Source organism: Mobilitalea sibirica, from assembly GCF_015999265.1.
Lineage (GTDB): Bacteria > Bacillota > Clostridia > Lachnospirales > Lachnospiraceae > Mobilitalea > Mobilitalea sibirica.
In genome coordinates this window covers 71679-93848 of record NZ_JAEAGR010000010.1, presented here as the reverse complement: position 1 = coordinate 93848, position 22170 = coordinate 71679, and the positions used below count along the sequence as shown (strand labels likewise).

General features: G+C 36.3%; 23 protein-coding genes. 3 read left to right on the top strand and 20 right to left on the bottom strand.

The window, feature by feature from the left end:
* Positions 1–104: 104 nt before the first annotated feature.
* The 7 genes from fmt to I5677_RS10585 form a co-directional block, all read right to left on the bottom strand.
* Positions 105–1040 carry a methionyl-tRNA formyltransferase gene (gene fmt / locus I5677_RS10615; RefSeq protein WP_197661556.1) on the bottom strand — a complete coding sequence of 312 codons (936 nt, stop codon included), beginning with the start codon at positions 1038–1040 and terminating at the stop codon, positions 105–107.
* 285 nt (positions 1041–1325) lie between these two features.
* Positions 1326–1820: a peptide deformylase gene (gene def / locus I5677_RS10610; RefSeq protein ID WP_197661555.1), complete on the bottom strand. Its 495-nt coding sequence runs from the start codon at positions 1818–1820 to the stop codon at positions 1326–1328.
* 178 nt (positions 1821–1998) lie between these two features.
* The gene (gene priA / locus I5677_RS10605; protein ID WP_243456564.1) at positions 1999–4245 is read right to left on the bottom strand and encodes a replication restart helicase PriA; all 2247 of its coding nucleotides are present in this window, start codon (positions 4243–4245) and stop codon (positions 1999–2001) included.
* A 137-nt stretch (positions 4246–4382) separates the two neighbouring features.
* Complete coding sequence (locus I5677_RS10600; RefSeq protein WP_197661554.1) at positions 4383–5843, bottom strand: UDP-N-acetylmuramoyl-L-alanyl-D-glutamate--2,6-diaminopimelate ligase; 1461 nt, start codon at positions 5841–5843, stop codon at positions 4383–4385.
* A gap of 613 nt (positions 5844–6456) precedes the next feature.
* Positions 6457–7188: a PhzF family phenazine biosynthesis protein gene (locus I5677_RS10595; protein ID WP_330617900.1), complete on the bottom strand. Its 732-nt coding sequence runs from the start codon at positions 7186–7188 to the stop codon at positions 6457–6459.
* A gap of 234 nt (positions 7189–7422) precedes the next feature.
* A complete protein-coding gene (locus tag I5677_RS10590) occupies positions 7423–8130 on the bottom strand; it encodes a DUF434 domain-containing protein (protein ID WP_197661553.1) in 708 nt (235 codons plus the stop codon).
* Positions 8131–8169: 39 nt separating this feature from the next.
* Positions 8170–9282 carry a DNA (cytosine-5-)-methyltransferase gene (locus I5677_RS10585; RefSeq protein WP_197661552.1) on the bottom strand — a complete coding sequence of 371 codons (1113 nt, stop codon included), beginning with the start codon at positions 9280–9282 and terminating at the stop codon, positions 8170–8172.
* 451 nt (positions 9283–9733) lie between these two features.
* Here I5677_RS10585 and I5677_RS10580 point away from each other — a divergent pair, with 451 nt between their 5' ends.
* Positions 9734–9976: a hypothetical protein gene (locus I5677_RS10580; RefSeq protein WP_197661551.1), complete on the top strand. Its 243-nt coding sequence runs from the start codon at positions 9734–9736 to the stop codon at positions 9974–9976.
* A gap of 14 nt (positions 9977–9990) precedes the next feature.
* Positions 9991–10308: a hypothetical protein gene (locus I5677_RS10575; protein WP_197661550.1), complete on the top strand. Its 318-nt coding sequence runs from the start codon at positions 9991–9993 to the stop codon at positions 10306–10308.
* A gap of 106 nt (positions 10309–10414) precedes the next feature.
* On the opposite strand, the gene I5677_RS10570 is transcribed toward I5677_RS10575, so the two are convergent.
* The 3 genes from I5677_RS10570 to I5677_RS10560 form a co-directional block, all read right to left on the bottom strand.
* On the bottom strand, positions 10415–11176 hold the full coding sequence (locus I5677_RS10570) for a transposase (RefSeq protein WP_197661549.1): 762 nt from the start codon (positions 11174–11176) through the stop codon (positions 10415–10417).
* Between the two features lie 89 nt (positions 11177–11265).
* Positions 11266–11412 (bottom strand): hypothetical protein, encoded by a 147-nt coding sequence (locus tag I5677_RS10565; RefSeq protein WP_197661548.1) that lies wholly within the window; start codon positions 11410–11412, stop codon positions 11266–11268.
* A gap of 226 nt (positions 11413–11638) precedes the next feature.
* A complete protein-coding gene (locus I5677_RS10560; RefSeq protein ID WP_197661547.1) occupies positions 11639–12937 on the bottom strand; it encodes a LysM peptidoglycan-binding domain-containing protein in 1299 nt (432 codons plus the stop codon).
* Between the two features lie 158 nt (positions 12938–13095).
* Between I5677_RS10560 and I5677_RS10555 the strand changes: the two genes are divergently transcribed.
* A complete protein-coding gene (locus I5677_RS10555; protein WP_197661546.1) occupies positions 13096–14007 on the top strand; it encodes a glycoside hydrolase family 18 protein in 912 nt (303 codons plus the stop codon).
* 120 nt (positions 14008–14127) lie between these two features.
* On the opposite strand, the gene I5677_RS17360 is transcribed toward I5677_RS10555, so the two are convergent.
* From I5677_RS17360 to I5677_RS10510, 10 genes are all read right to left on the bottom strand, one after another.
* Positions 14128–14250, bottom strand: coding sequence for a hypothetical protein (locus I5677_RS17360; protein ID WP_279380757.1), 123 nt, complete (start codon positions 14248–14250; stop codon positions 14128–14130).
* Positions 14251–14306: 56 nt separating this feature from the next.
* Positions 14307–15872, bottom strand: a complete 1566-nt coding sequence (locus I5677_RS10550) for a recombinase family protein (protein WP_197661545.1) — start codon at positions 15870–15872, stop codon at positions 14307–14309.
* Positions 15857–17413 (bottom strand): recombinase family protein, encoded by a 1557-nt coding sequence (locus tag I5677_RS10545; RefSeq protein WP_197661544.1) that lies wholly within the window; start codon positions 17411–17413, stop codon positions 15857–15859. The genes I5677_RS10550 and I5677_RS10545 overlap by 16 nt, the downstream gene beginning before the upstream one ends.
* Entirely contained in the window at positions 17410–17592 is a 183-nt protein-coding gene (locus I5677_RS10540) for an SHOCT domain-containing protein (RefSeq protein WP_197661543.1), read from the bottom strand. Before I5677_RS10540 ends, I5677_RS10545 begins: the two co-directional genes overlap by 4 nt.
* The gene (locus tag I5677_RS10535) at positions 17585–18016 is read right to left on the bottom strand and encodes a helix-turn-helix domain-containing protein (RefSeq protein ID WP_197661542.1); all 432 of its coding nucleotides are present in this window, start codon (positions 18014–18016) and stop codon (positions 17585–17587) included. The genes I5677_RS10540 and I5677_RS10535 overlap by 8 nt, the downstream gene beginning before the upstream one ends.
* 328 nt (positions 18017–18344) lie before the next feature.
* The gene (locus I5677_RS10530) at positions 18345–19202 is read right to left on the bottom strand and encodes an HDOD domain-containing protein (RefSeq protein WP_197661541.1); all 858 of its coding nucleotides are present in this window, start codon (positions 19200–19202) and stop codon (positions 18345–18347) included.
* Positions 19203–19407: 205 nt separating this feature from the next.
* Positions 19408–20112, bottom strand: a complete 705-nt coding sequence (locus tag I5677_RS10525; protein ID WP_197661540.1) for an N-acetylmuramoyl-L-alanine amidase — start codon at positions 20110–20112, stop codon at positions 19408–19410.
* A 19-nt stretch (positions 20113–20131) separates the two neighbouring features.
* Complete coding sequence (locus tag I5677_RS17230) at positions 20132–20641, bottom strand: hypothetical protein (RefSeq protein ID WP_243456562.1); 510 nt, start codon at positions 20639–20641, stop codon at positions 20132–20134.
* A gap of 458 nt (positions 20642–21099) precedes the next feature.
* Positions 21100–21657: a hypothetical protein gene (locus I5677_RS10515; protein WP_243456561.1), complete on the bottom strand. Its 558-nt coding sequence runs from the start codon at positions 21655–21657 to the stop codon at positions 21100–21102.
* 26 nt (positions 21658–21683) lie between these two features.
* Entirely contained in the window at positions 21684–22121 is a 438-nt protein-coding gene (locus tag I5677_RS10510) for a phage holin family protein (RefSeq protein WP_197661539.1), read from the bottom strand.
* Between the last annotated feature and the right edge of the window lie 49 nt (positions 22122–22170).

Below are 22170 nucleotides of genomic sequence, written 5' to 3'. Positions count from 1 at the left end.
ACTCTAACTCTTATTGTTTATGAAAAAAATTATTTCGACCGTTAAATATATTAATTCACCGCTCGTTAGGTTACAGTACAATCATATACAAAGTGATTTTCGGACTAATTCCTTCCCAATTTGGTTCCCTTGGATAAGGAATATCCCCGCAAGAATGCATCGGCGCTCATCCTCTTCTTACCTTCCAACTGAAGTTCCTTAAGAATTAAGGCTCCTTTCCCGGTCATAACCACGATGGCATCTTTCCTAATCTCAATAACCTCTCCCGGCTCAGCCTTCACATCGGTATCCTCCACCTGAGCAACCCATAGCTTTAAAGTCTTTCCATCCAGATGAGTAAAGGCACTGGGCCAAGGGTTAAGTCCCCTGATCAGTCTCTCAATCTGTTCTGCTGACAGGGAAAAATCAATATTACCCATGCTTTTGTCAATTATTTTAACATAGGTAGCTTTGGAATCATCCTGAGGTATTCGTTTAGCAGTACCTTCTTTAATCTGATCCAGTGCCTCCGCCAATAAATCCGCCCCCAAAACAGCCATCCTATCATGCAGACTACCACCTGTTTCATCCGGAGCTATGGTTAGACTTTTTTGTAAAATCATATCTCCGGTATCCAGCTTAACATCCATATACATAATCGTGATACCGGTTTCTTTTTCGCCATCAATAATAGAGTATTGAATTGGTGCTGCTCCACGGTATTTTGGTAATAGAGAACCATGTACATTAATACATCCATAAGGAGGTATATCAAGCAGTTCCTTCGGTAAGAGCTGTCCAAAGGCGGCTACCACAATTACCTCCGGCTGCATTTCCCTGATTTTTTGAACAAAATCCGGTTCCCTAACCTTCGTAGGCTGATATACTTTAAGATTATGCTCTAGGGCAACCTCTTTTACCGGAGGAAAGCTCATTTCCTTACCTCTCCCCTTTACCTTGTCCGGTTGCGTGACTACCGCAATCACTTCATGACCAACCTCTATCATTTTTTTAAGAATTACCGCTGCAAAATCAGGCGTACCCATGAATATTAACTTCATTGTCAACAATCCTTTCGTCTATTTAAAACCATAGTTCCATCTGTATTTGTTAAATCAAAACTAGCTAACAATTCATAACTTGTTGTAGTTTTATTATCTTATTATATAGAAGAGATGTAAAAAGTCTATGGTTTTGTAAAACCTTCACTAAAATTTCATAATTCTAATAAGCTGCTAATGATTATCTTTATAAACCTCATAGGCATAATGTTTATTCTATTATCCACTAATGTATCCTCTCTTGTGAATAGACATATCTTCATCTCGACTTCATAGGGTATTAAATCACGCTAATTCATCCACTTCTTCCGTATTATAGGTGCTTCGGAGTTCACCGTTTACCCTATCCACATAAAGTTCTCCGTTTAGATGATCAATTTCATGGCATAAAGCTCTGGCTAGCAGCTCGGTTCCTTCTATTGTAAACTCCTTCATCTTTGTATCATATGCCCGAACCTTCACATAATTAGGTCTGGCCACAGTACCAATCTTACCGGGAACACTAAGGCATCCTTCATCACCAATCTGTTCACCGTCTGTTTCCAGTATTTCAGGATTGATTAATATGATAGGATCATCGCCTTCCTCGGATACATCAATAACTACAACTCTTCTAAGTACACCAATCTGAGGTGCCGCAAGACCAACACCTTGAGCCTCATACATGGTATCCAACATATCCTCAATTAGTGTTATTATTTTTTTGTCAACCTCTTTAACCTCTCTACATACCTTTTCTAAAACTTTATCCCCTATTTCTCTAATATTTCTGATTGCCATATCCATCTTTCCTTTCTATTCGTGTATCAATTTGCTCAAGTTATATTGTATTTATAAAAAAGATTATATTATCTTATACCATCTAATCATAAATACTTTCTTATCATTATGCTAATGCTGGCGATAGAAGCGAAACTTTTCTAAATCCAGTAGTAGCCTTACATTCTTTTAAGCTTGTTTAATATCCGCTCATTGGATTAAAATCAAATTGAAGATTACAGTTATTAAAATATTCTGAATAACTATAATATCCCTCCAAATAATTTTTTAGGTTAACGAGGTTTTGATAATCCTCATCTTTCATATAAATCACCCTACGATATATATCATTGACCTTAGCAATTCCGGCAGGAGCTGGTCCTATGACTTGAAGTTCCTGTGAATTTTGATTCATCCATTCCTTAATTGCTTCTCCGGCAAACTGTGCAGCTTTCTCTACTTTCTCTTCCTCCTTAGAGGATATGAGTATCAGCAGTATATGTGCCGCCGGCGGATATTTCATTAATTTTCGATATAGCATCTCCTGTTCAAAAAAAGCTTTGTAATCTCCTTTTGCCGCACAGGTGATACTGTAGTGTTCCGGATGATAGGTCTGTATTACAACTTCTCCGGGTAACGCATCCCTTCCTGCCCTTCCGGCCGCCTGACATAATAGCTGAAAGGTCCTTTCCCCAGCTCTGAAATCCCCTGCATACAAGGATAAATCAGCTGCTATAATACCTACTAAGGTAACTCTCGGAAAATCATGACCCTTGACGATCATCTGGGTTCCTACCAGGATATCCGCTTTCTGCTGTGCGAATGCTTTTAAGATTCTTTCATGTCCGCCCTTTAATTTCGTGGTGTCCGTATCCATTCGAAGTACTCTCGCATTGAAAAATTCCTTTTTTACGAACTCTTCCACCTTCTGTGTTCCGGTACCAAAGGCTGCAATATATTTTGATCCGCAGACAGGACACTTTTGCGGTAGGTGCTCCTTATGACCACAATAGTGACAAATTAACTTACCACTGTTGTGAGAAGTTAAGGATATGTCACAGTGGAGACATTTCACTACATGCCCGCAGCTTCTGCAGGATACAAAGCCTGCATATCCTCTGCGGTTTAAAAACAGCATAATCTGTTCATTTTTTGACAGACGCTCAGAGATTAACTCCTTTAGTTTTTGACTAAATATGGATTTGTTCTTATTCTTTAATTCCTCCCTCAAATCTACGACCCAAACCTTAGGAGGTATTGCTTCCTTCGCCCTTTTGGTTAAGGTATATAACTTATATTCACCCAGCTCTGCTTTGTGATAGGCTTCCAAAGATGGGGTTGCAGAGCCCAAAATAACGGATGCATTTGCCATCATGGCACGCTTAATAGCCACATCCGTTGTATGGTATTTGGGAGTCGTCTCACTTTTATAGCTGTTTTCATGCTCCTCATCGATAATTATCAGACCAAGATTTTTAAACGGTGTAAAAAGTGCGGACCTGGGACCAATGATGATATCAATTTCCCCTGCCTTGGCCCGCTCGCTTTGATCAAATCTCTCCCCATGGGACATCTTTGAATTCAGTATGGAGATCCGTTCGCCAAATCTTATATAAAATCTCATAACCGTCTGATAGGTAAGGGCAATTTCAGGTATCAACATAATCACCTGTTTCCCTTGTTTTAAAACCCCATCAATAATATCCATATACACCTCGGTTTTACCGCTTCCGGTAATACCATGGATTAAGTAAGTAGCACGTACTCCGGTTATATAATCCTGTAGGATATTCTCTACAATTCTTTTTTGATCTTCATTTAAATTAACCGATTGATACGGTGTATCCTCCAGCTTAATCGGATTACGGTAAATCTGCTCAGCTACCGTTTTTATAACCCCTTGTTCTTCCAAGCCTTGTAGTGTACTACGGGATATTTTTAATTTATGAATAACTTCATCATAATCAAGTGTATTCTTTTTTTGTAATGCCTCAAGTAGCCGGATTCTGGCCGGATTATTCTTACGTAGATTTTCCCCATAAACCTCAGTAAACTTTTCTTCCTTTATATTCAGGCATATACGTTTCCGTTCCTTGATCTTGACCGTCTTTTTCACCGGAAGCACTGTTTTTAATGAGTCGTTCATCGTGCCCCCGAAGGTTTCTTTCATCCATGCAGCAAGATGTATCAATTGGCTTTCTATCACGGTAGCCTCCGGAACGATCTGACTAATCTGTTTTATAAGCCCTTTATCAATCTTAGGTTCATCGCTGATTCCAATGATGTATCCGCTAAGGAAGCGATTTCCCCTTCCAAAGGGTACCATAACCTGGGTCCCGATTACTGCTGTCTCTTTGTATTCTTGCGGAATGGCATATTGATATGTCTTATCCAAATTTTCATGGGAAATATCGATTATGATATCAGCATACAACTGTTTCGACATTTTATGCCCTCCTTCGTGTTTTTAAAGTTCAATCTTTGTCTTTATCTTTATCTTTTATCTTCCTAATAAAATTGCATTATCGTATTTATATGAATATATAATAATTACTCTTGCTCTTACTATAAGTTGTCACCTATTTACAATCCTTCAGCGGCGTCTCTGATCAATTCCCGGTCATCCATATGATATTTTACGCCTTTAATTTCCTGATAATCCTCATGTCCTTTTCCGGCTATGACAATGACATCTCCTTCCAAAGCATGTTCAATACTGTAACGGATGGCTTCTTTTCGATCTATAATCTCCACATATTGACCGGGACCTTTTTTTACTCCAACAATGATGTCATTAATAATATCCTGCGGTTCTTCAAATCTTGGATTATCCGAGGTTACAATGGTGAGATCAGCAAGGCGTGAGGATATCTCACCCATCTCAAATCTTCTGTCTCTGGAACGGTTTCCTCCACAACCGAATACACATACGAGCCGTTTTGGCTGATATTCCTTTAAGGTGGTCAACAAGCTTTCCAGACTCATGGCATTATGGGCATAATCTAACATAACCGAGAATTTATCTGATACAGGAACCAGTTCTACCCTTCCTCTAACTCTAACAGTATCCAATGCTTGTTTTATTTTATCTACGGATACATTGAAGTGGCTGCATAGGGCAATCGCACATAGAGAATTATATGCATTAAACTTACCCGGAATATTAAGTTCTACATCAAAATTCATAAGACCTTCAACCCGATATGCTATTCCTAAGTATCCCTGCTTATTCAGTAACCGAACCTCCTTAGCCTGAATGTCCGCTTGATCTGAAAAACCAAAAGTTTCTACCTCACAGGTGTGTCCTTTCAGTATCTCCTCAAAATGAGAATCATCCCTATTGATTAATCCAATCTTACATTGCTTAAATAATTTACTTTTACATTCCAAATATTCTTCAAAATCCTTGTGCTCATCACCACCAATGTGATCCGGCTCAATATTGGTAAAAATTCCGTAATCAAACGTAAAACCGGATACACGGCTGTGCTTCAGACCCTGAGAGGAAACCTCCATAACAACACATTCACAACCGGCTTCTACCATTTTCGCAAAGGTCTGCTGAACTATAAATGATTCCGGAGTAGAATGACTGGCCGGTATTACATCATCTCCAATAATGTTCTCAATGGTTCCGATCAAACCGGTCTTAATTCCTACCTTTTCAAGAATAGACTTTACCATGTAAGTAGTTGTCGTCTTCCCCTTCGTTCCTGTAATTCCGATTGTTATCATTTTATTTGCAGGGTGACCAAAATAGGCTGCTGACATAACTGCCAATGCCTCCCTGGTACTTTCCACGCGAATTACCGTTACATCCTTAGGAAGAACAACATCCTTCTCAACAACGATAGCTGCTGCACCATTCTTCACGACTTCATCTATATAATCATGTCCGTCATGCTTAGCTCCGGATATACATACAAAAACACAGTCTTTTATCAATGATTTTCTGGTATCATACACTAACTCTGTGACTAATGTATGAACATCTCCCTGAATACAGGTATAATCAAGCTTTTCTAACAATTGGTCTAATTGCATAATGAGCCCTCCTCTTTTCATTTTATTACAGATTAATATTCTTTTCTATATAGGTATCGTATTGTCTTATCAGTGATCTCATTCCTATTATGTTGCTTGTATCTTTCTTATTCTTATGGTTTATTATATGTAAAAACATAATTTACACATATATAATTATAGGCTAATTATCTTATTTGTAAAGAAAAAGATAGGCATGTGAATTATCCCACCTAACCCAATATTATAAGAAAAGTTATTTGAATTTATGGTAATTATTTTTTAGAGGTAGCATGCATTTCATGATTGATAATAAAAGATAGATATGAAAAATCCGCCTCAAAAGCTAGAAACTTTCAAAGCAGATTATCATACATTAATATTATATTTAGTCCAATTACTCATGGAACATGCCTTATTGCTCTGTAAATAATTTTGATATATTATATCGTAATCTATGTATGTGGTTTAATCTGAGTTGATAAATTCGCTTAACCTGTTTTGATCAGAATTTAGAGAATAACAACTCATTATATCTATATATCAAATGAAAGATAGCGATTCAGGTTTTTTATCGGGGAAATTCTATTTTAACAACGAATTTCACCACTTAGATAAAGGTTTGCATATCCTCCTATCTCCACCCTGTCTTCATAATCTTTACAGTAAAGCGTTCCTCCTCTTTGGAAAGCTGTTTTGCCAAAAGCTCCGTCTTAGATAATCTCTTACTCCAAAATGGTATCAAAGTTGTATGGGAGGAACCTGTAACCGGGTCCTCATCAATTCCAGCATTTGGTGCAAAAAATCTTGAGACGAAATCGCAATCCTTACCTTTCGCAGTAATGATAAATCCGAACGTATCTTTTATCTGTTTCAACATCAAAAAATCCGGAACAAGATTGGCGACCGCATCTTCGTCTTCCACTACAACAAGCAAATCTCTGGATTTATAAGTTTGCAATACCTTAACCCCCAAGGCCTTTTCTAATAAATCCGGCACCGCACAGGCTACGGGCTTTCTTGAGGGGAAATCCAATGTAAAGATATCTTCGTTTCGGTTTACGCTCAGTAACCCGCTTTTCGTATGGAACTTCACCTGTTTCATTGTAGTATCCACATAATTCATCAATACAAAGGCGCTTCCCAATGTAGCATGACCACATAAATCAATCTCCACCTCAGGCGTAAACCATCTTAAGTCATAATATCCGTCCCTTTTCACCAAGAAAGCTGTCTCTGCCAGATTGTTCTCATAAGCGATATTTTGCATCAATGTATCACTTAGCCATTCCTCCAGTAAACATACACCGGCCGGATTGCCGTGAAACGGTTCCTTAGTAAATGCATCCACCACATAGTACTTCATAGGAAGCCCCTCCTTAACAAATATTATTGGGTAATATAGCACATAGGAATGATTTATTCAAGCAAAACCCAATATGATTAATCAGTAATAACCCATAATTATTAATCAGTACTATCAATCTTAGATCAAGAGCCTTAATTCCTCTTACAGCGCTGAGTTACCTTTACCAGCTTACAAGGAGTTCGCAGGGTTTGGATCTCCTCGAAATATTCAAAAGACTGATACACAATAAGTTCAATCATCTATACCAAAATCCACAATATTAAGTTCCGGTAGTTCTTCATCGATGATTTGAGCCACAAGATTAATCCAACTGTTACAACGATTTAATACAATGGAATCTCCGGTTATTACATACTTCTTCTTATTGAGGATCGCATCTGCATTATGAACCAGTTCCACTGTAACTTCATAAGGAAAATCCTTTAACAGCTCAAGAATTCGCATCTTTAGCCTGCCGGTATTGGATACCGGAGAATCCAGATAAAAGCATGCTTGACCTATCATCATCTTTCTTAGCATGTTTCCAATCAACAAAATTGCACCATCGGTTTTATCAATTAGCCGGTAAGTCCCTCTAAGCCCTGCCAAGTCCCGTATCGTTCCATCCATACAACGAATTAAGGTTGAGTATGATAAAGCCACCTCCAAGGTAATAATCAGATTTAGCCCATCCAGTAATACCACCTTCCCTTCCGGAATATGTTCACACAGCTTCAACCTTCTTTCACTGATAACATCCCTCGTTGCCGTTGCTCTGACGATAGCCAGTCTCTGGCGTTCACTGAGCATATAATGATTACCGACGAAGGTAGAGGCACTTTTGATTGGATAGCCCTGCTCCAGCAGATACAAAAGATCTGACTGTGCCTTCTTTAATATAATAAGGCTTTCCTCATTAAATTCATGTATATCCGCAGGAACAAAACCCCTCTTTGACATTCTACTACCTCTAACCTTTTATATATTTATTAGTTTTGGTCATGTTCGACCATATGTAACAAGTAAACCCTGAACTTTAAGAAAAGATTTTTTTGTATTTGCATCCTTAAAATACTCAGCTAATTTTGCTCTCATTGTGATATAAGCTTCTACCTGAGCTCTATCAACTCCACGACTCATAAAATATTCAATTGTATTTTCCTGATCCGTTACGGAAAAGGATTGGTTAAGACCTTGAATTTCAATAAAATCCTGTACTATTTCCTCGTAATCCACCATATCGGGATCTACATATATTATTCTATCATTCATACGGATATCGATACCCTGTAGTCCTAATTGCTTCATATAAAACGGCAGACGCATACCAATCGCATAGTCCCTGCCTTCACATTCCAATTCCTTCTTCCATATCTTATGAAAGTCAAAGGCGGTACAAAGATATTCATAATCCATACCATCAATATAAAGTCCGTCTTGCTCGAATTCCCGATTCACGTCCAAACAGACAATAAGGCCTCCCTTTTTGACAGAAGCTTTCATTATTTTTAAAATTTCTTTTGGCCTGTTCAGATGACGTAATCCCACCTGACTTATGGCAACATCATATTTATTATCTGCTACAAAGGTATATAAATCAGACGAGAAAAACTGGGCATTGAATTCAGTATTATGATATTTTATCCTTGCATTATTCGTAAAATACTCATTATCAACTCCTGTATAGGAACTCCCCTCGGGTAGCATATCAAGTAATTGCATCCCAATATCACCCTCACCACACCTAAAATCAATCACATTAACCGACTTGTCTATCTTCCATACATCATTCACAAGAAATCTTAAGTAATCATCATTCCAAAAATATTTACGATTTTTATACATACCCTTCTTATCATTCCAATAATCACGGTTGTCTGTATTTCTCGGTACATATGCCTGCTGTCGCAGTGGTTTCAGACCCAATAATTCATCTACAGATACCTGAAAATATTCTGCTACATTTGGTAAAAGTGTAATATCTGGCATCGTAGTACCTGTTTCCCATTTGCTTACGGATTGAAAAGATACCCCTAGTACCTCTGCTAATTCCTGTTGTCCTACCCCTTTTTCTTTTCTTAACTCTGCTATTTTTAGTTTTACTGTTGCCATTATGATACCTCCTAACGTTTTATAACCAGATGTTAACATATTAGATAAGACAAACCGATAACGCAGTGTGCGAGTTTATTCGCTTTATTGTTGAATCTATATTCATCCTTATGTGCTTTTTAATAAGCAAACATATAATAAAAATCCCAAATATATATTGATTATGTTGACTAAATCATATAACAATTCTCTTTCTATGACAATCCATTAGTTTATTAGTCTTTGTTTCAAAAAATTTCATTTACCTACATATCATATAAATGTCTGCCTGCTTAATAAATAAGCCAACAAGGATACGTATACAAAATATCCGTTTCATATCGTCGTTTCAATTTAGATAAAATGGGTAACTCTATATTTTTTTTATGAAATAGACTATTCACCTGTTACATTACATGAAATTGTCATATAATAGTATAATAGAACGAAATGATACGGGGAGGGGATACGAATGCTGAAAATTGACATCAAAGTTGATCAAATAGATTTTAACACCTTAGCGGATAAATTGCTTCCGGACCAGTTTAATAATTCTTTCGTGAAAACGGGAATTCGCATATTGCCTGCAAAAGAAAAGATCTCAGCTTTCCTAATTGATAATAATTCAGAAAAAATATCAGAAGAGCTAAACAATCTTCTAAAAAAAGAAAATATACCGATCAAGATTAAAAAGCTTCATATTGAAAAAATATAGTTAGGGGTGAGTGAATGTTAAAATTAGAATTGCTGCTGGATGAAATTAATTATAACGCCTTAATAGAAAGCTTATTGCCAAAGCTTTTGGAGGATATATCGAAACAAGATAATAAATTAGGTAAAGTAGGTCAGTTGTTGATGGACATGAAGGATTATCCCATCCAAATGATTACAGCTGCTTTAGATACATTACCACAGAAATCAAAAAATGAACTAATCGTTAATCTTATCTCCATCTATAATGAGGACATAACCAAAGGAATCAATCACATCTTAGAGAAACAACAAATTTCTGCAGATGTTTTAGATATAAAGTTAAATAATATATAAGTGACAAGGGTAAGTGACAAAGGGACGAGTGACAAGGGGACGGAGTGACAAGGGGACGGGGTTGTCGACACATCACGAGTGACAAGGGGACGGGGTTGTCGACACATCATATTCTTTGTATTACACCCCTACTAATTCCAGTCAATCTTTCAATTTGTCTAATTGATAAGCCATACCTCTCCTTCAGGTCATTTAAATACATATTCCTTTTAACTTTATCAAATTTTTGTATATCTATGACATGGTCAATTTGGCAATGTCTCTTTATTATATTTCTTGCATCATCGTCTGTTAACCGCTGTTTTTCCAATATATCCAGACATTCATCATCGTTGTCCTTGTTTATAATCTCAATAAATCGCCTTATTGCTTGTTCTCTATTTGTATTCAAAGTATTCAGCACAAAGTCTATCTCAGTCTGATTACTTCCTCGAATATAGTCAATATAGTTACTCCATTTATAATTTTCAATTTTAGTAACCATACATGCCTTTAAAGGATTTTGAAAAATATATCTAAGTACAGTGAGAAAATACTCATCCTCTTCAATAGGTTCGCTCTTAAACCGATCTTGAAACAAGTACCCCACCCTTCCATATTTTTTGTTATACCAAAAGACATAACTACCACATATTCTTCTCATGACTGTCTCTAGTGGTTCCTTTCCTTCTTTTAGCAATAAATGCAAATGATTACCCATTAAGCAATAAGCATATATCTTATATTCACATATCTCTCTGTATCTTTGCATTGTTTGAATAAACCTTTCGTAATCTTCTTCAACTTCAAATATAGTTTGTCGATTTATTCCTCTCATAATGATATGGTATATTCCACTATTGCTTTTAATCCTTGCTACTCTTGGCAAAAAAACACCTCCATGGTAAATTATTTATCAGTGTCAATAACCCCGTCCCGTTGTCAGCCGTCCCGTTGTCAGCCCATCCCGTTGTCAGCCTATTCTTTTATATAATCACTTATCTCCATCCTCTTCCCATCTGTCTTTATTATAATAGCCCCACTCTCATATGTAATTTTAACCTGAGTCTTTGTTTCCTTTAACCTCTCTAAAACCTCATCGTGAGGATGTCCATAACTATTCATTAGGGCAACGATATTGATACAATTAAACGATGAACCCCCTTAGGGCAAAAAAATGCACACCCCACGGTTTAACGATACCGCACAGTGTGCATTACTATGTTTACGGCTGAGAGAACAGAATTAATGCTTCTATCCCCATCTGCAATTTTTAAAAATCTCTAAGATAAAACTGAATTTGAACACGTATTCCATATATTAAATCTATGGCCAGATTGTTAATAGTGATTTAAACATTATCATTGTCTTCATAAATATTATTTATTTCATAAAGAGAATTTACTACTAACCATAGCTGAGGATAAAATTGCATTATATTCCAGATCGAGATTCCATTTAACCCAGTTTCATTTACTAAATTTATATATGCATTAATACTTCGAGCATCTCTAAACCGTACAATATATTCTCTATCTAGTATATATTGAAAATATGCAGTTTCGGATACTTCATCATAATTTATTGTAGCACCCACATTTTTAGATAATTCTACTGCTGCATTACTAGTAATTACTAGTCCTTTTGATACTCCAAGGATAAAAGGTAATTCCCATAGATATCCGAGAATTGGTAAACCTATCCACATCCTTTCTGTCGGAAATATTTCTGCCATATTACGAACATATTTTTTAATATTCTGAAAAGATATAATACCAGTAGGGATTCCAATATAATTGCCCCATTCATATGTCATTAAAAATAAACCATCTATATATTGAATAAGTCTTGAATACTCAAAACCCTCATATACAATACCAGTCATTATTTCAAATGAACTTAGACTCAATGTATTAAATACAATTGTATATCCTTCATTCTTTAATGCACTTGAAAGTTTACTAATAAAATCTACGTAATTACCTCTATTTTGCGGAAAAATATATGGTACATTAATATTAACGCCATAATATCCCTTTGACTTTAAAATATTAAGCACATTATAAATCAATTGTTCCTGGCTCTCTTGACTCATTAATAAATTCTGCATAACATTACTTTCACTGATTTGGTTAATATCTACTGCATTTAACATCATAATAGGCGCTACTTGGTAGTGCTTCGCTAGTTCAATTATCTTTTTATCATCAATATCATTAATTCTTCCTTCATCAGTAAAAGAATAACTATAAACTGTAATATATGTTAAAAAAGGTAATGTCTTTTTTAAAACATCTGTATTTATATATGGATAAGCATAACCATAGGTAGAAAGTTTACCTACTTTTTCGTTCTCGTAACTAATAACAATAATTTCTCCCTGATAAATATAATTCCTACCTGAAAGATACGGATTGTTTCTCAATAATTGCAACACTGTAATCCCATATAAATTCGCTATCCCGTATAATGTATCCCCTTCTTGAACAATATGAGTCACTTGAGGGATTAAGATAATCAGAGTTTCTCCAATAGCCAAATTATGTGGGTTTTGTATTTCATTATCTAATATTAACCTCTCCTCTGATACGCCATATTTCTTAGCTATTTCATTCGTTGACTCACCAGATTGCACTACATGAATAATCATACTAACACCCTAAAATATATTCATTATTAGTATATGAATTAATTATGATCTCAATTCCACCTTTAAAAGTATAAATCACTTTCTTCTTATAAATACTGTTACATACTCAACCATTACACCCCAAATCCCCTCATCAAAGGAAGGCAAAAAAATAAGGCTTGCCTTATTTGACATACATTTCTATTTATGACTATCGAATTGTTGATGATAACTTCGGTTTAATTAGTGATTTTGATGATACTACTATAATTAAAATGGCAAAGCAATATGATACAATTCCTTTATTAGCGATTTCTGCACTTTCACCATCAGGGGAAATAAATACCGAGTTTCTTTATGAGTTATTATTGGATAATGAATTGCAAGAAAAATTGATTAATGAAGTGCTTCATATTTTAAGGTATAAAGGATATATGGGAGCTAATTTAATAATTAGTAATATAACTCATTACAATCAAAGTATATACCTTAATATCATTGAAAAGATATCAGCAATATTAAGAAATGAGGGATACATTTTTAAGATAACTATCACTTCTAATGATTACACTGATTTAAATCTTAATTATAATAGTATAAGTTTATTTGTTGATAGGATAATCTTCTTAGAAAATATTTGGATTAAGCGTATACAGCCACCAGCACCTGTAAGCAATATTTCATTAATAAGCTCTTTTATTGAAAATATTATTAGCAACGTTTCACCTGAACTAATTTCTTTTGGAGAACCTCTAATTGGGATAGATTGGATTATTCCACATAAGCCTGGCTCAACAGCAAATTTAATGTCACTTAATTCTGTAATTAATTTAGCATATGGACAAAAAGCAGTAATTCAATTTGATGAAGTATCTCAAACACCGTATGTTTATTATGATAAGACTTCAGAAGGAGGTAATGAACAACATATAGTATGGTTTATAGATGCCCGAAGAATAAAGGCATCAGATGACGTTATCCTTGATTATGATTTAGTAGCTACAAATTTTTGGAATTTACGAAGCTATTATCAGCCGCTATTTTCAATCATTGCTGCAACTTTCAACATTATTAAGTTACCAATTCAATAAAATTGTAAATTAATTATATGCTCTTATTCCCAATTTGCTCAAAATGCACAAAATGCTTCGCAAATTGGGAACTTTTATAATAGCATTACATAAACCTCACTTTAATCTTTTTATTACCATTCAATTCTTGAAGGTGATACGTATATATTCCTTATTAAATACTGTTATGAAATCTACAAGGCTACTCCAAAGGCTCTTGTCAAATTCATCAATCAGCTGTTCCTGTTTCTGTAACCTTTTCATAAAGCCTTTCAGGCTACAAATAAAGATCGGGGATTCCCCAGTCAATATTTTGCCTATTATACTGTGATTTCCGTTCCATCCTTAAATGTAACTCTGATATCTTTTTTATTATAGACCGTTACAAAATCCACCAATCCGCTCCAAAGGCTACCATCGAATTCTATAAGAGCATATTTCTGCTCTGCAAGACAAGAAGCGTATTTTCTAAGGATTTCTGCCTTTGCATTTCTTTCACTAATTTTCATCTGTAAGCCATCATACTCTTCTTTTTTAGATTCGTACTTCTCAATCATGCCTTCGTAGTGTTTCTGGTACTCTTCCTGGTTCTGCGCTATATGTGCATTCTGTCTAATGAGGTCTTGAGTCATCTCTACAAGTATCGCAATCTCATTCTCCAAGTCTCTGACTTGCTCCTCAAGAGATTTGTTATCGCACAGGGTTTGGATAATAATCTCCATATTACCTAATATCTCATTCTTTTCCGGCATCAGCTTATTGAAAGCCGATAAGAAGATATTCTTTATCTGCTGTTCGGTAAGATGTGGCGTGGTGCATTTACACTTGCCCTTAAATTTATTGTTGCATTGAAATATCACTTTACGGTACTTGTCATTAGAATGCCATATCTTAGAACCGAACCAACTGCCACAATCTCCACACTTTATTTTGGATGAAAAAATACTAACACCGCTGTGCTTGCTGCTCGAACTGTTTCTTCTGAGAAGCTCGGCTTGTACTAGATCGAACACTGCAGGAGATATGATTGCTTCGTGGTGACCTTCAACATAATACTGTTGAATTTCTCCTTCATTCTTCTTAAGCTTTTTAGTAAGGAAGTCTGTAGTATAATACTTCTGTAAAAGGGCATCCCCTTTGTATTTCTCATTCTTGAGAATATTCGTAACCACACTAGCATGCCATTTTTTCTTATGCATTGGCGTTGGAATTCCTCTGTCTGTTAACTTCCTTGCAATAGCAAATGATGAATGCCCCTCAAGAAACCATTTATAAATTAACCTTATCGTTTCTGCTTCTTCTTCATTTATCTTGAAACCCTTTTCATAACCGAGGAAATTTTTATAAGCAACACTAGCCCGACCATCTGCAAATCTCTTTCTCTGCCCCCAAGTTGTATTTTCTGAAATGCTACGACTTTCCTCTTGTGCCAACGAAGACATTATTGTGATTAGAAGCTCTCCCTTGGCATCAAGCGTCCAGATATTTTCCTTCTCGAAATAAATCTCAACCCCGTGTTCTTTCAGTTTTCGCACCGTTGTAAGCGAATCTACGGTGTTTCGAGCAAATCTGCTGACTGACTTGGTAATGATTAGATCAATCTTACCTGCCAGAGCATCTTCAACCATCTGATTAAAGCCGTCTCGGTGTTTGGTGTTAGTTGCTGTGATACCTTCATCACTATACATTCCTACAAATTCCCAATCTTCACGGCTTTTAATGTATTCTTGGTAATAATCCATTTGGGCTTCATAGCTTGTTGCCTGTTCCTCACTATCGGTAGAAACACGAGCATATCCAGCAGTCTTTCTTTTATTTCTCGTATTGATGGGCTCTGCTGTAAATTGTCTTAAGGATGCCGGGATAACCATTACTCTCTTTGCCATATCTTTACATCTCCCTTCTTGAAAAAGAAATCTACCCGGTCATTGAATACCGCAGCCTTTTCAATCTCGCAATAGAATCTCATTTCATAGTTGTCATCCGATCCAAGAATGTTGATGCTCGCCTTTATAAGCTCATCTTCTGTGATGTACTTTATGGAACAGGTATCTTTATCAGTTTTCTTAGCTGCACACATCCAGCACTTGTCGTATCCCTTCCTGGAGCAATTCATTCTAACAAATATGCTTCTGCATTCTCCGCATTGTACTTTTCTTGAAAAACAATGCTTGTTATAACCACCCTTGGGATACTGTCTTATGTAGTTTTTGACCTTACCGCCTTTTAAACAAAATTCGATATGGTCATCATACATTACGATTTTTTCTAGGTTGTCTCTTTTTCCAAGAATGCCTTCCATAATCTCCTTCAGTTCATACTCCCTGATTGGCAGTAAATCACACTCCTTTATTTTCCGATTGTTGCATTCTATATGAATATAACGCCCTTTATGATTGCTACGTTCAACATGGTTGCATGCGTATCCGCACTGTCCACATCTAACCATTCCAGCAAAGAATGTCTTTTCGTATCCTGCGTTGGTAGCTGTTCTTGCCCTATTGTTAAGCCTTTCCTGAACCGCTTCGAAGTCTTCACGGCTAACGATTGCTTCATGTGCATTAGAAACCATGTACTTTGGAACCTCTCCTTTATTAACTGTCGGTTTTTGTATCCTTGGAGAAAAGTATTTTTGTAAAATCATATCACCTACATAAGTTTCACTAGTGAGAATCCGTCTGATTGTAGTTCTTCCTAACGATTGCCCTCTTAAGGCTGTAACATCTTTCTCTGCGAGATCCTTGGCAAGACCTTTTATAGAGGCTCCGTTTAAGTATTGATTGTAAATATAACGAACCCAAACGGCTTCTTCTTCATTTATAGTGCACTTGCCAGTTTCTGCATCCCAGTCATAGCCAAAAGTGCGAAGTGATGTATTTGGTTCACCTTTCTCGAACTTCTTTTTAATTGCCCACTTCTCATTTCTTGATATACTCTCACTTTCTTCCTGAGCAAAAGATGCCAGAAGTGTGAGGAGTAATTCTCCATCTCCTGAAAATGTAGAAATATTCTCTCGCTCAAATCTGATTTCAACACCGATATCCTTCAAATGTCGAACCGTCTCGAGGAGGTCTACAGTATTTCTTGCAAATCGGCTGATCGACTTTACAAGCACAATATCAATCTTCCCAGCTTCACAATCAAGCATCAATCTGTTGAACTCTATACGGTTTTTTGTATCAGTTCCTGTTATTCCTTCATCGACGTATACTCCTACATATTCCCATTCAGTATTCTTCTGAATTAAGGAACTGTAATAACTAATCTGTGCTGACAGAGAATGAAGTAATCGCTCGCTGTCCATAGATACTCTGGCATATGCAGCCACCCTTTTTCTTTTCTCTATACTTGGAAGAGATGGCTCGATTTTTCTTATTTTCAGCATAAAATTCCTCCTTGTCAGTGATACATTTTCCCGTACTATCAAATACTTATCAAGTTAATGTCGGAAAATAAACAACCCAAAGATGGACTGTATTTTTGGGTAAAAATTGTATCAATTAGCCTATACTCTTCCTTATTAATAACTCCTTGTTTTAAGAGGTCCTTTGCAAGACGCATTGTGGTTTGATACAGCATTTCATTCCGAAACTGTTCATCATTCATCCTTGCCACCTCCAAATCGGTCAGCCACATAGCATTCATGACTACAATACTTCCTATTGGAATTACCATAGACCTTAAATTGCGTTTTGCAGTGAGGACAGGTAAATTCATACACAGCTTTTCGCTTTACCCTATCAAGATTGTTGTTCCACCATTCCATTCTGCACTTATCAGAGCAAAACTTCTTCTCTTTTCTACCTAGGTTTTGTTCTACAGAAACACTACATTGCTTACAAAAGTGTATTCCATCAGCTACGTGCACTTGAATTTTTGCTGTATCCACTATTGCCTTACCCGTTAAATTGTTTCTTCTACAAAAAGACTTTACAGTATTCTCTGAAACACCAAGCGCTTGAGCAATTCTAATATATCCGTATCCTTCAGCACGTAGTTTTGCAATTTGTAATTTCTGTTCTTTCGTCATTGATATAGCACCTCCAATCGTTGAGGAATTACCCCTCTAACTTCCTAAGGACAGAAATTATTGATTTGGACGGAAATTTTCACAAAAAAATAGCCGCCATGTGAAATAAATCACCCAGCGGCTTTAACAGTAGACTATTCTATTTTAATGCTTGCATCGTCAAATCCAGTATACTTGATCCTGGCAAGCATTGTTTCAGCGTTGGCTTTCTTTTCTTGCTTCTCTTCTTCTATATGAATATCTGAAGTCTCACTTTTACTGTGCTTCTAGCAGAGAAACGGTCTCCACGTGGCGAAACACTAATTTATTGAATTTATTATAATAGGAATTACAATATAATCCTTCTACTCAATTTACCAATTTCAGATGGCAGTTTCTTTATAATATTATCAATAAATACATTATCAACATTTAATGCTTCCATTATTTTATCAGCATAAATGAAAGTAGTATCATTACCTAATAATTTTTCATAGTAATTTGTACTGATAGAATCAGCCAAATGCATTATTTTAACTTCATCTACATATTTTTCTGCAGCAAGCAATGGCGAATGATGAAAACCAACCACTTCTACTATTTCATCGGGTAAGCCCCATTCTTTACATATCCACATACCAACCTCTGCGTGCGTTAATCCATTTAGAACTATTTTTTCTGCTACAATTTGATGTATTCCTTTTAGTTGTAACTCATAAATTTTATCTAAATAATCTGGCAAACAAATATCCAATACCGTTATTCCAATATCATGAATTAATCCATAGGTAAACATTTTATCTTTATTACATAATTTAGTTTCATCTGTGATCATATAGGCAGCAAGTGATGTTCCAATACAATGTTTCCAATATTGGTTATTTTTGAAGAGCTTTGCTCTTCCCTTATTATCTGGTAATAACAATCTTGTAACATAAGATATTGCTATGATTTTTGCATTTTTAGCTCCCAAATAGTTTATAGCATCTTTAACCGTCTTTATTTCACGATTTAATTTAGAATTATAATTCAGTACCTGTATCAGAGCAACTTCTAATTGAGGAAAACGTGAGAAATTCTCAACACATTGGTCTATATTATATTCAACAGGTTCTAAAAGCATTTTTAATATTTCACCGAAGTCTTTCGGTATTTGTGGCAAATGCCCCGAAGCTTTGATTAGACTAATAATTTTATGTTCATCCATATTTATCCCCCACAGCAAAATTTTAAATTTACGAGATACCATTATTACTGCTATTATTTTAACACATAATGATACGCTATTGAACAAAAAAATCTACTATATGTTGAATAAGCCGTCGATAATTAGTAAGGCTTTACAATTGTCTCCCTAAAGAGCATAAAAATAACCCGAAGTGGTTTAATTAACTCCTCGGGTGTTAATGTAATCAAATATATTTTATATAAGCGTCAACAAATCCTGCCTTCTTAGCTTTGACTAGCAAGTCTTCAGCATTAGATTTAGAAGTAAAAGCACCGACCTGAACCCGGTAGTATTTCTTTTCTTCCTTCTCCTCTTCTGCCATAAGCCCATCTTTTACTGCATTTCTAAAAGAGTCCATGGTCTCACCATGTCTTGGAAACCAGTGCATCACATCTGCATGGTTACTGGCTATACCGAGTTTATATCCTTCACTGTGACAGATGATATTATTTTCATTCAGACCATATAGCTTGCAAAGATACACGCAAAGTTCTATTGCTTCATTAAACACTTTACGAAAGTATGTTTTATCGGTTAAGTTATCCTCACAAATCTCAAAACTGATATGTGTATCATTACCTGACCCTTTCCATCCACTACTACAATGCCATCCACGGTGGTTCCAAGGTAACGTTTGGTAGGTAGCTATCGAGCCATCCGCCAGCTTACCAATAAAGGCATGGACACAAACTTGCTTTCCACCTGGTTTATCCTGATTCCAGTGGTTATTGTATTGGTTCTTGCCAAGGAGTCCATCATCAGGACCAACATAACGTTTAAGCCATGGGTTACTTGCTCCAGTGGAGTGAACCATGATTCCTTTTGGTATTATGGTTTTACCTGCTTTATAACAGGCGTTTTTCGTAAGTATCAATTTATACAAATTCAATATTATCACCTCATAATTTTTAATTGGCTGGTAAAGTTAATGGGTACAGATGATAGGTAAATTTCAGATCACAGTAAGCACTAGCCGATGTACCATCACTTCCCATACTGATATACAGCCCATAACCAGAAGGTACTCGGCCTTGACGCATTTGAATATCAGTATGCAACCCAGCGTTTGAACTATCAGCACCGATCGGTGTGCTGCGTGATATTCTAGTAAAGTTCACTTCATCATTTGAGATATATAAATCTAATTCTTTTTCACTTGTATCCGATTGACGGCAAAGGGTAACCAAATGACAATCATAAGCCGTTGGATAAAGCAATCCGTCCTGTCCTCCTATAACTACGCTACCAATGGGCAATAATGTTTGTAAAGGTCCCCGAACACTATTAGAACCGCCTGCTCCGGTAACATTACCGTTAAGAACATATCTTAAATAGCTTGCTCTGGTGAATGCGTTGATTGTAGCAGTTGCAGTAGATGTAAGCGCCAATGGTAACGTCGCATTTTCCGCTCTTTCCAATAAAAACAGGCTCTCTCCAGAAGGAATGGTAATATCACCTATGGAAAAAATCCGACTCGTCCAATAAGCTGTGCAAGCCGGATTTGGCGATGTTCCCGAACCATAAACAATGTTTGCTACATCTTGGATGCCCCTTATAGCTTCTGCAAGTTTCTTGACAGTATTGCGAAGGGTACCTTGGATTAGTACCTGCACATTGTTTGCAGCAGGGCTGCCCAAAGCTATAACAAAGGTATATGTCACCGTGCCGATTACTACGTTGTTGCCAATATTTATGCTTGCAAAGGTGATGACTCCTCTTCGGCTAATTAAATCCGGTTCTGTAGCAGTTTCTATCGGATGCAAATGGTTGGGAAGAATACCAGTTCGCGTGTATAATGTGTCACGCATATCCTGTATTAGACCATGCGTAGTGTTAAGCAAATTATAGTTATCATTTAATAGACCATGTGTAGTATTTAACAGTGTAAATTATCCTCTAGCCGATTGTGAATAGTAGTTAGAAGTTCATAGTTATCATCAACTAAATCGTACGCAGTGGTAAGCAGACCATAGGTATCATTTAATCGTTCATGAGTGGTGTTTAATAAATCATAGTTGTTATTTAGCAAGCCATAGATGAGATTAAGTAGACTATTTATTTCATCAACATCTAGTGCGGATAATGCCGATAGGACTTGATTTAGCCATTCTTGTGCAGGAGGTTCCGGTGGCTCGGCAATCCCGTCTACAAAAGCATCCTCGACTACAGTTAAAACTCGAACGCTTTTTCCTACCACATCACCGTCTGTAACTCTTATTTCCAACCGCCCAACACTGACAAGTACTGTATCTGTTGCACTTGGTGACCATGTTAGGACACCATCAACATAATTTGTAACCACCGGATATGCAATTCCATCTGGTCTTTTGTAAATAGCATTTAATGATGCTCCAGAGTATTTATCTTCCAATAGGTTAGATACATCAAATTCAATATTTCTATAGTGATGCTCACCGCGCCGACCAATGAACACTGTTGCTACTTTCGTTAAATCAATCATTATTTTTCCTCCTGCGAACCGTCCTCTTCTCGCTTATGCAGTTGTTTTAGTACATCCTTAAGTTTTTCCGGGATAGGCAATCCGATGTGAGCTGCATTTTCGAGAATAGAAATTCCTTCATTACTTAAGTAAAAGAAAATCACTGCTGTACGCAGAACATTTGTATCTGTATTACCTACAACTCCTAAAACATTTGTATCTAGCACATGCGCCACACCTACCAATACAAAAATAAGCACCTTTTTAAAGATGCCTCTAGCTCCTATTTTACTGCAAAGGTTTTTATCAATGATTGCACATAACACGCCCGTTATATAATCAATTACAACAAAGGTAATGAGCGCATAGAGAAAGCCATCAAAACCACCTAGAAACCAACCAACAAACCCTCCAGCGATCGTCAATGCTGCTTGTATCTTGTTCCATATCTCTTTCATTCTCTAATCCTCCAATCTTATTTTTGCAACAAAAAGCGCCCCTGGTTAT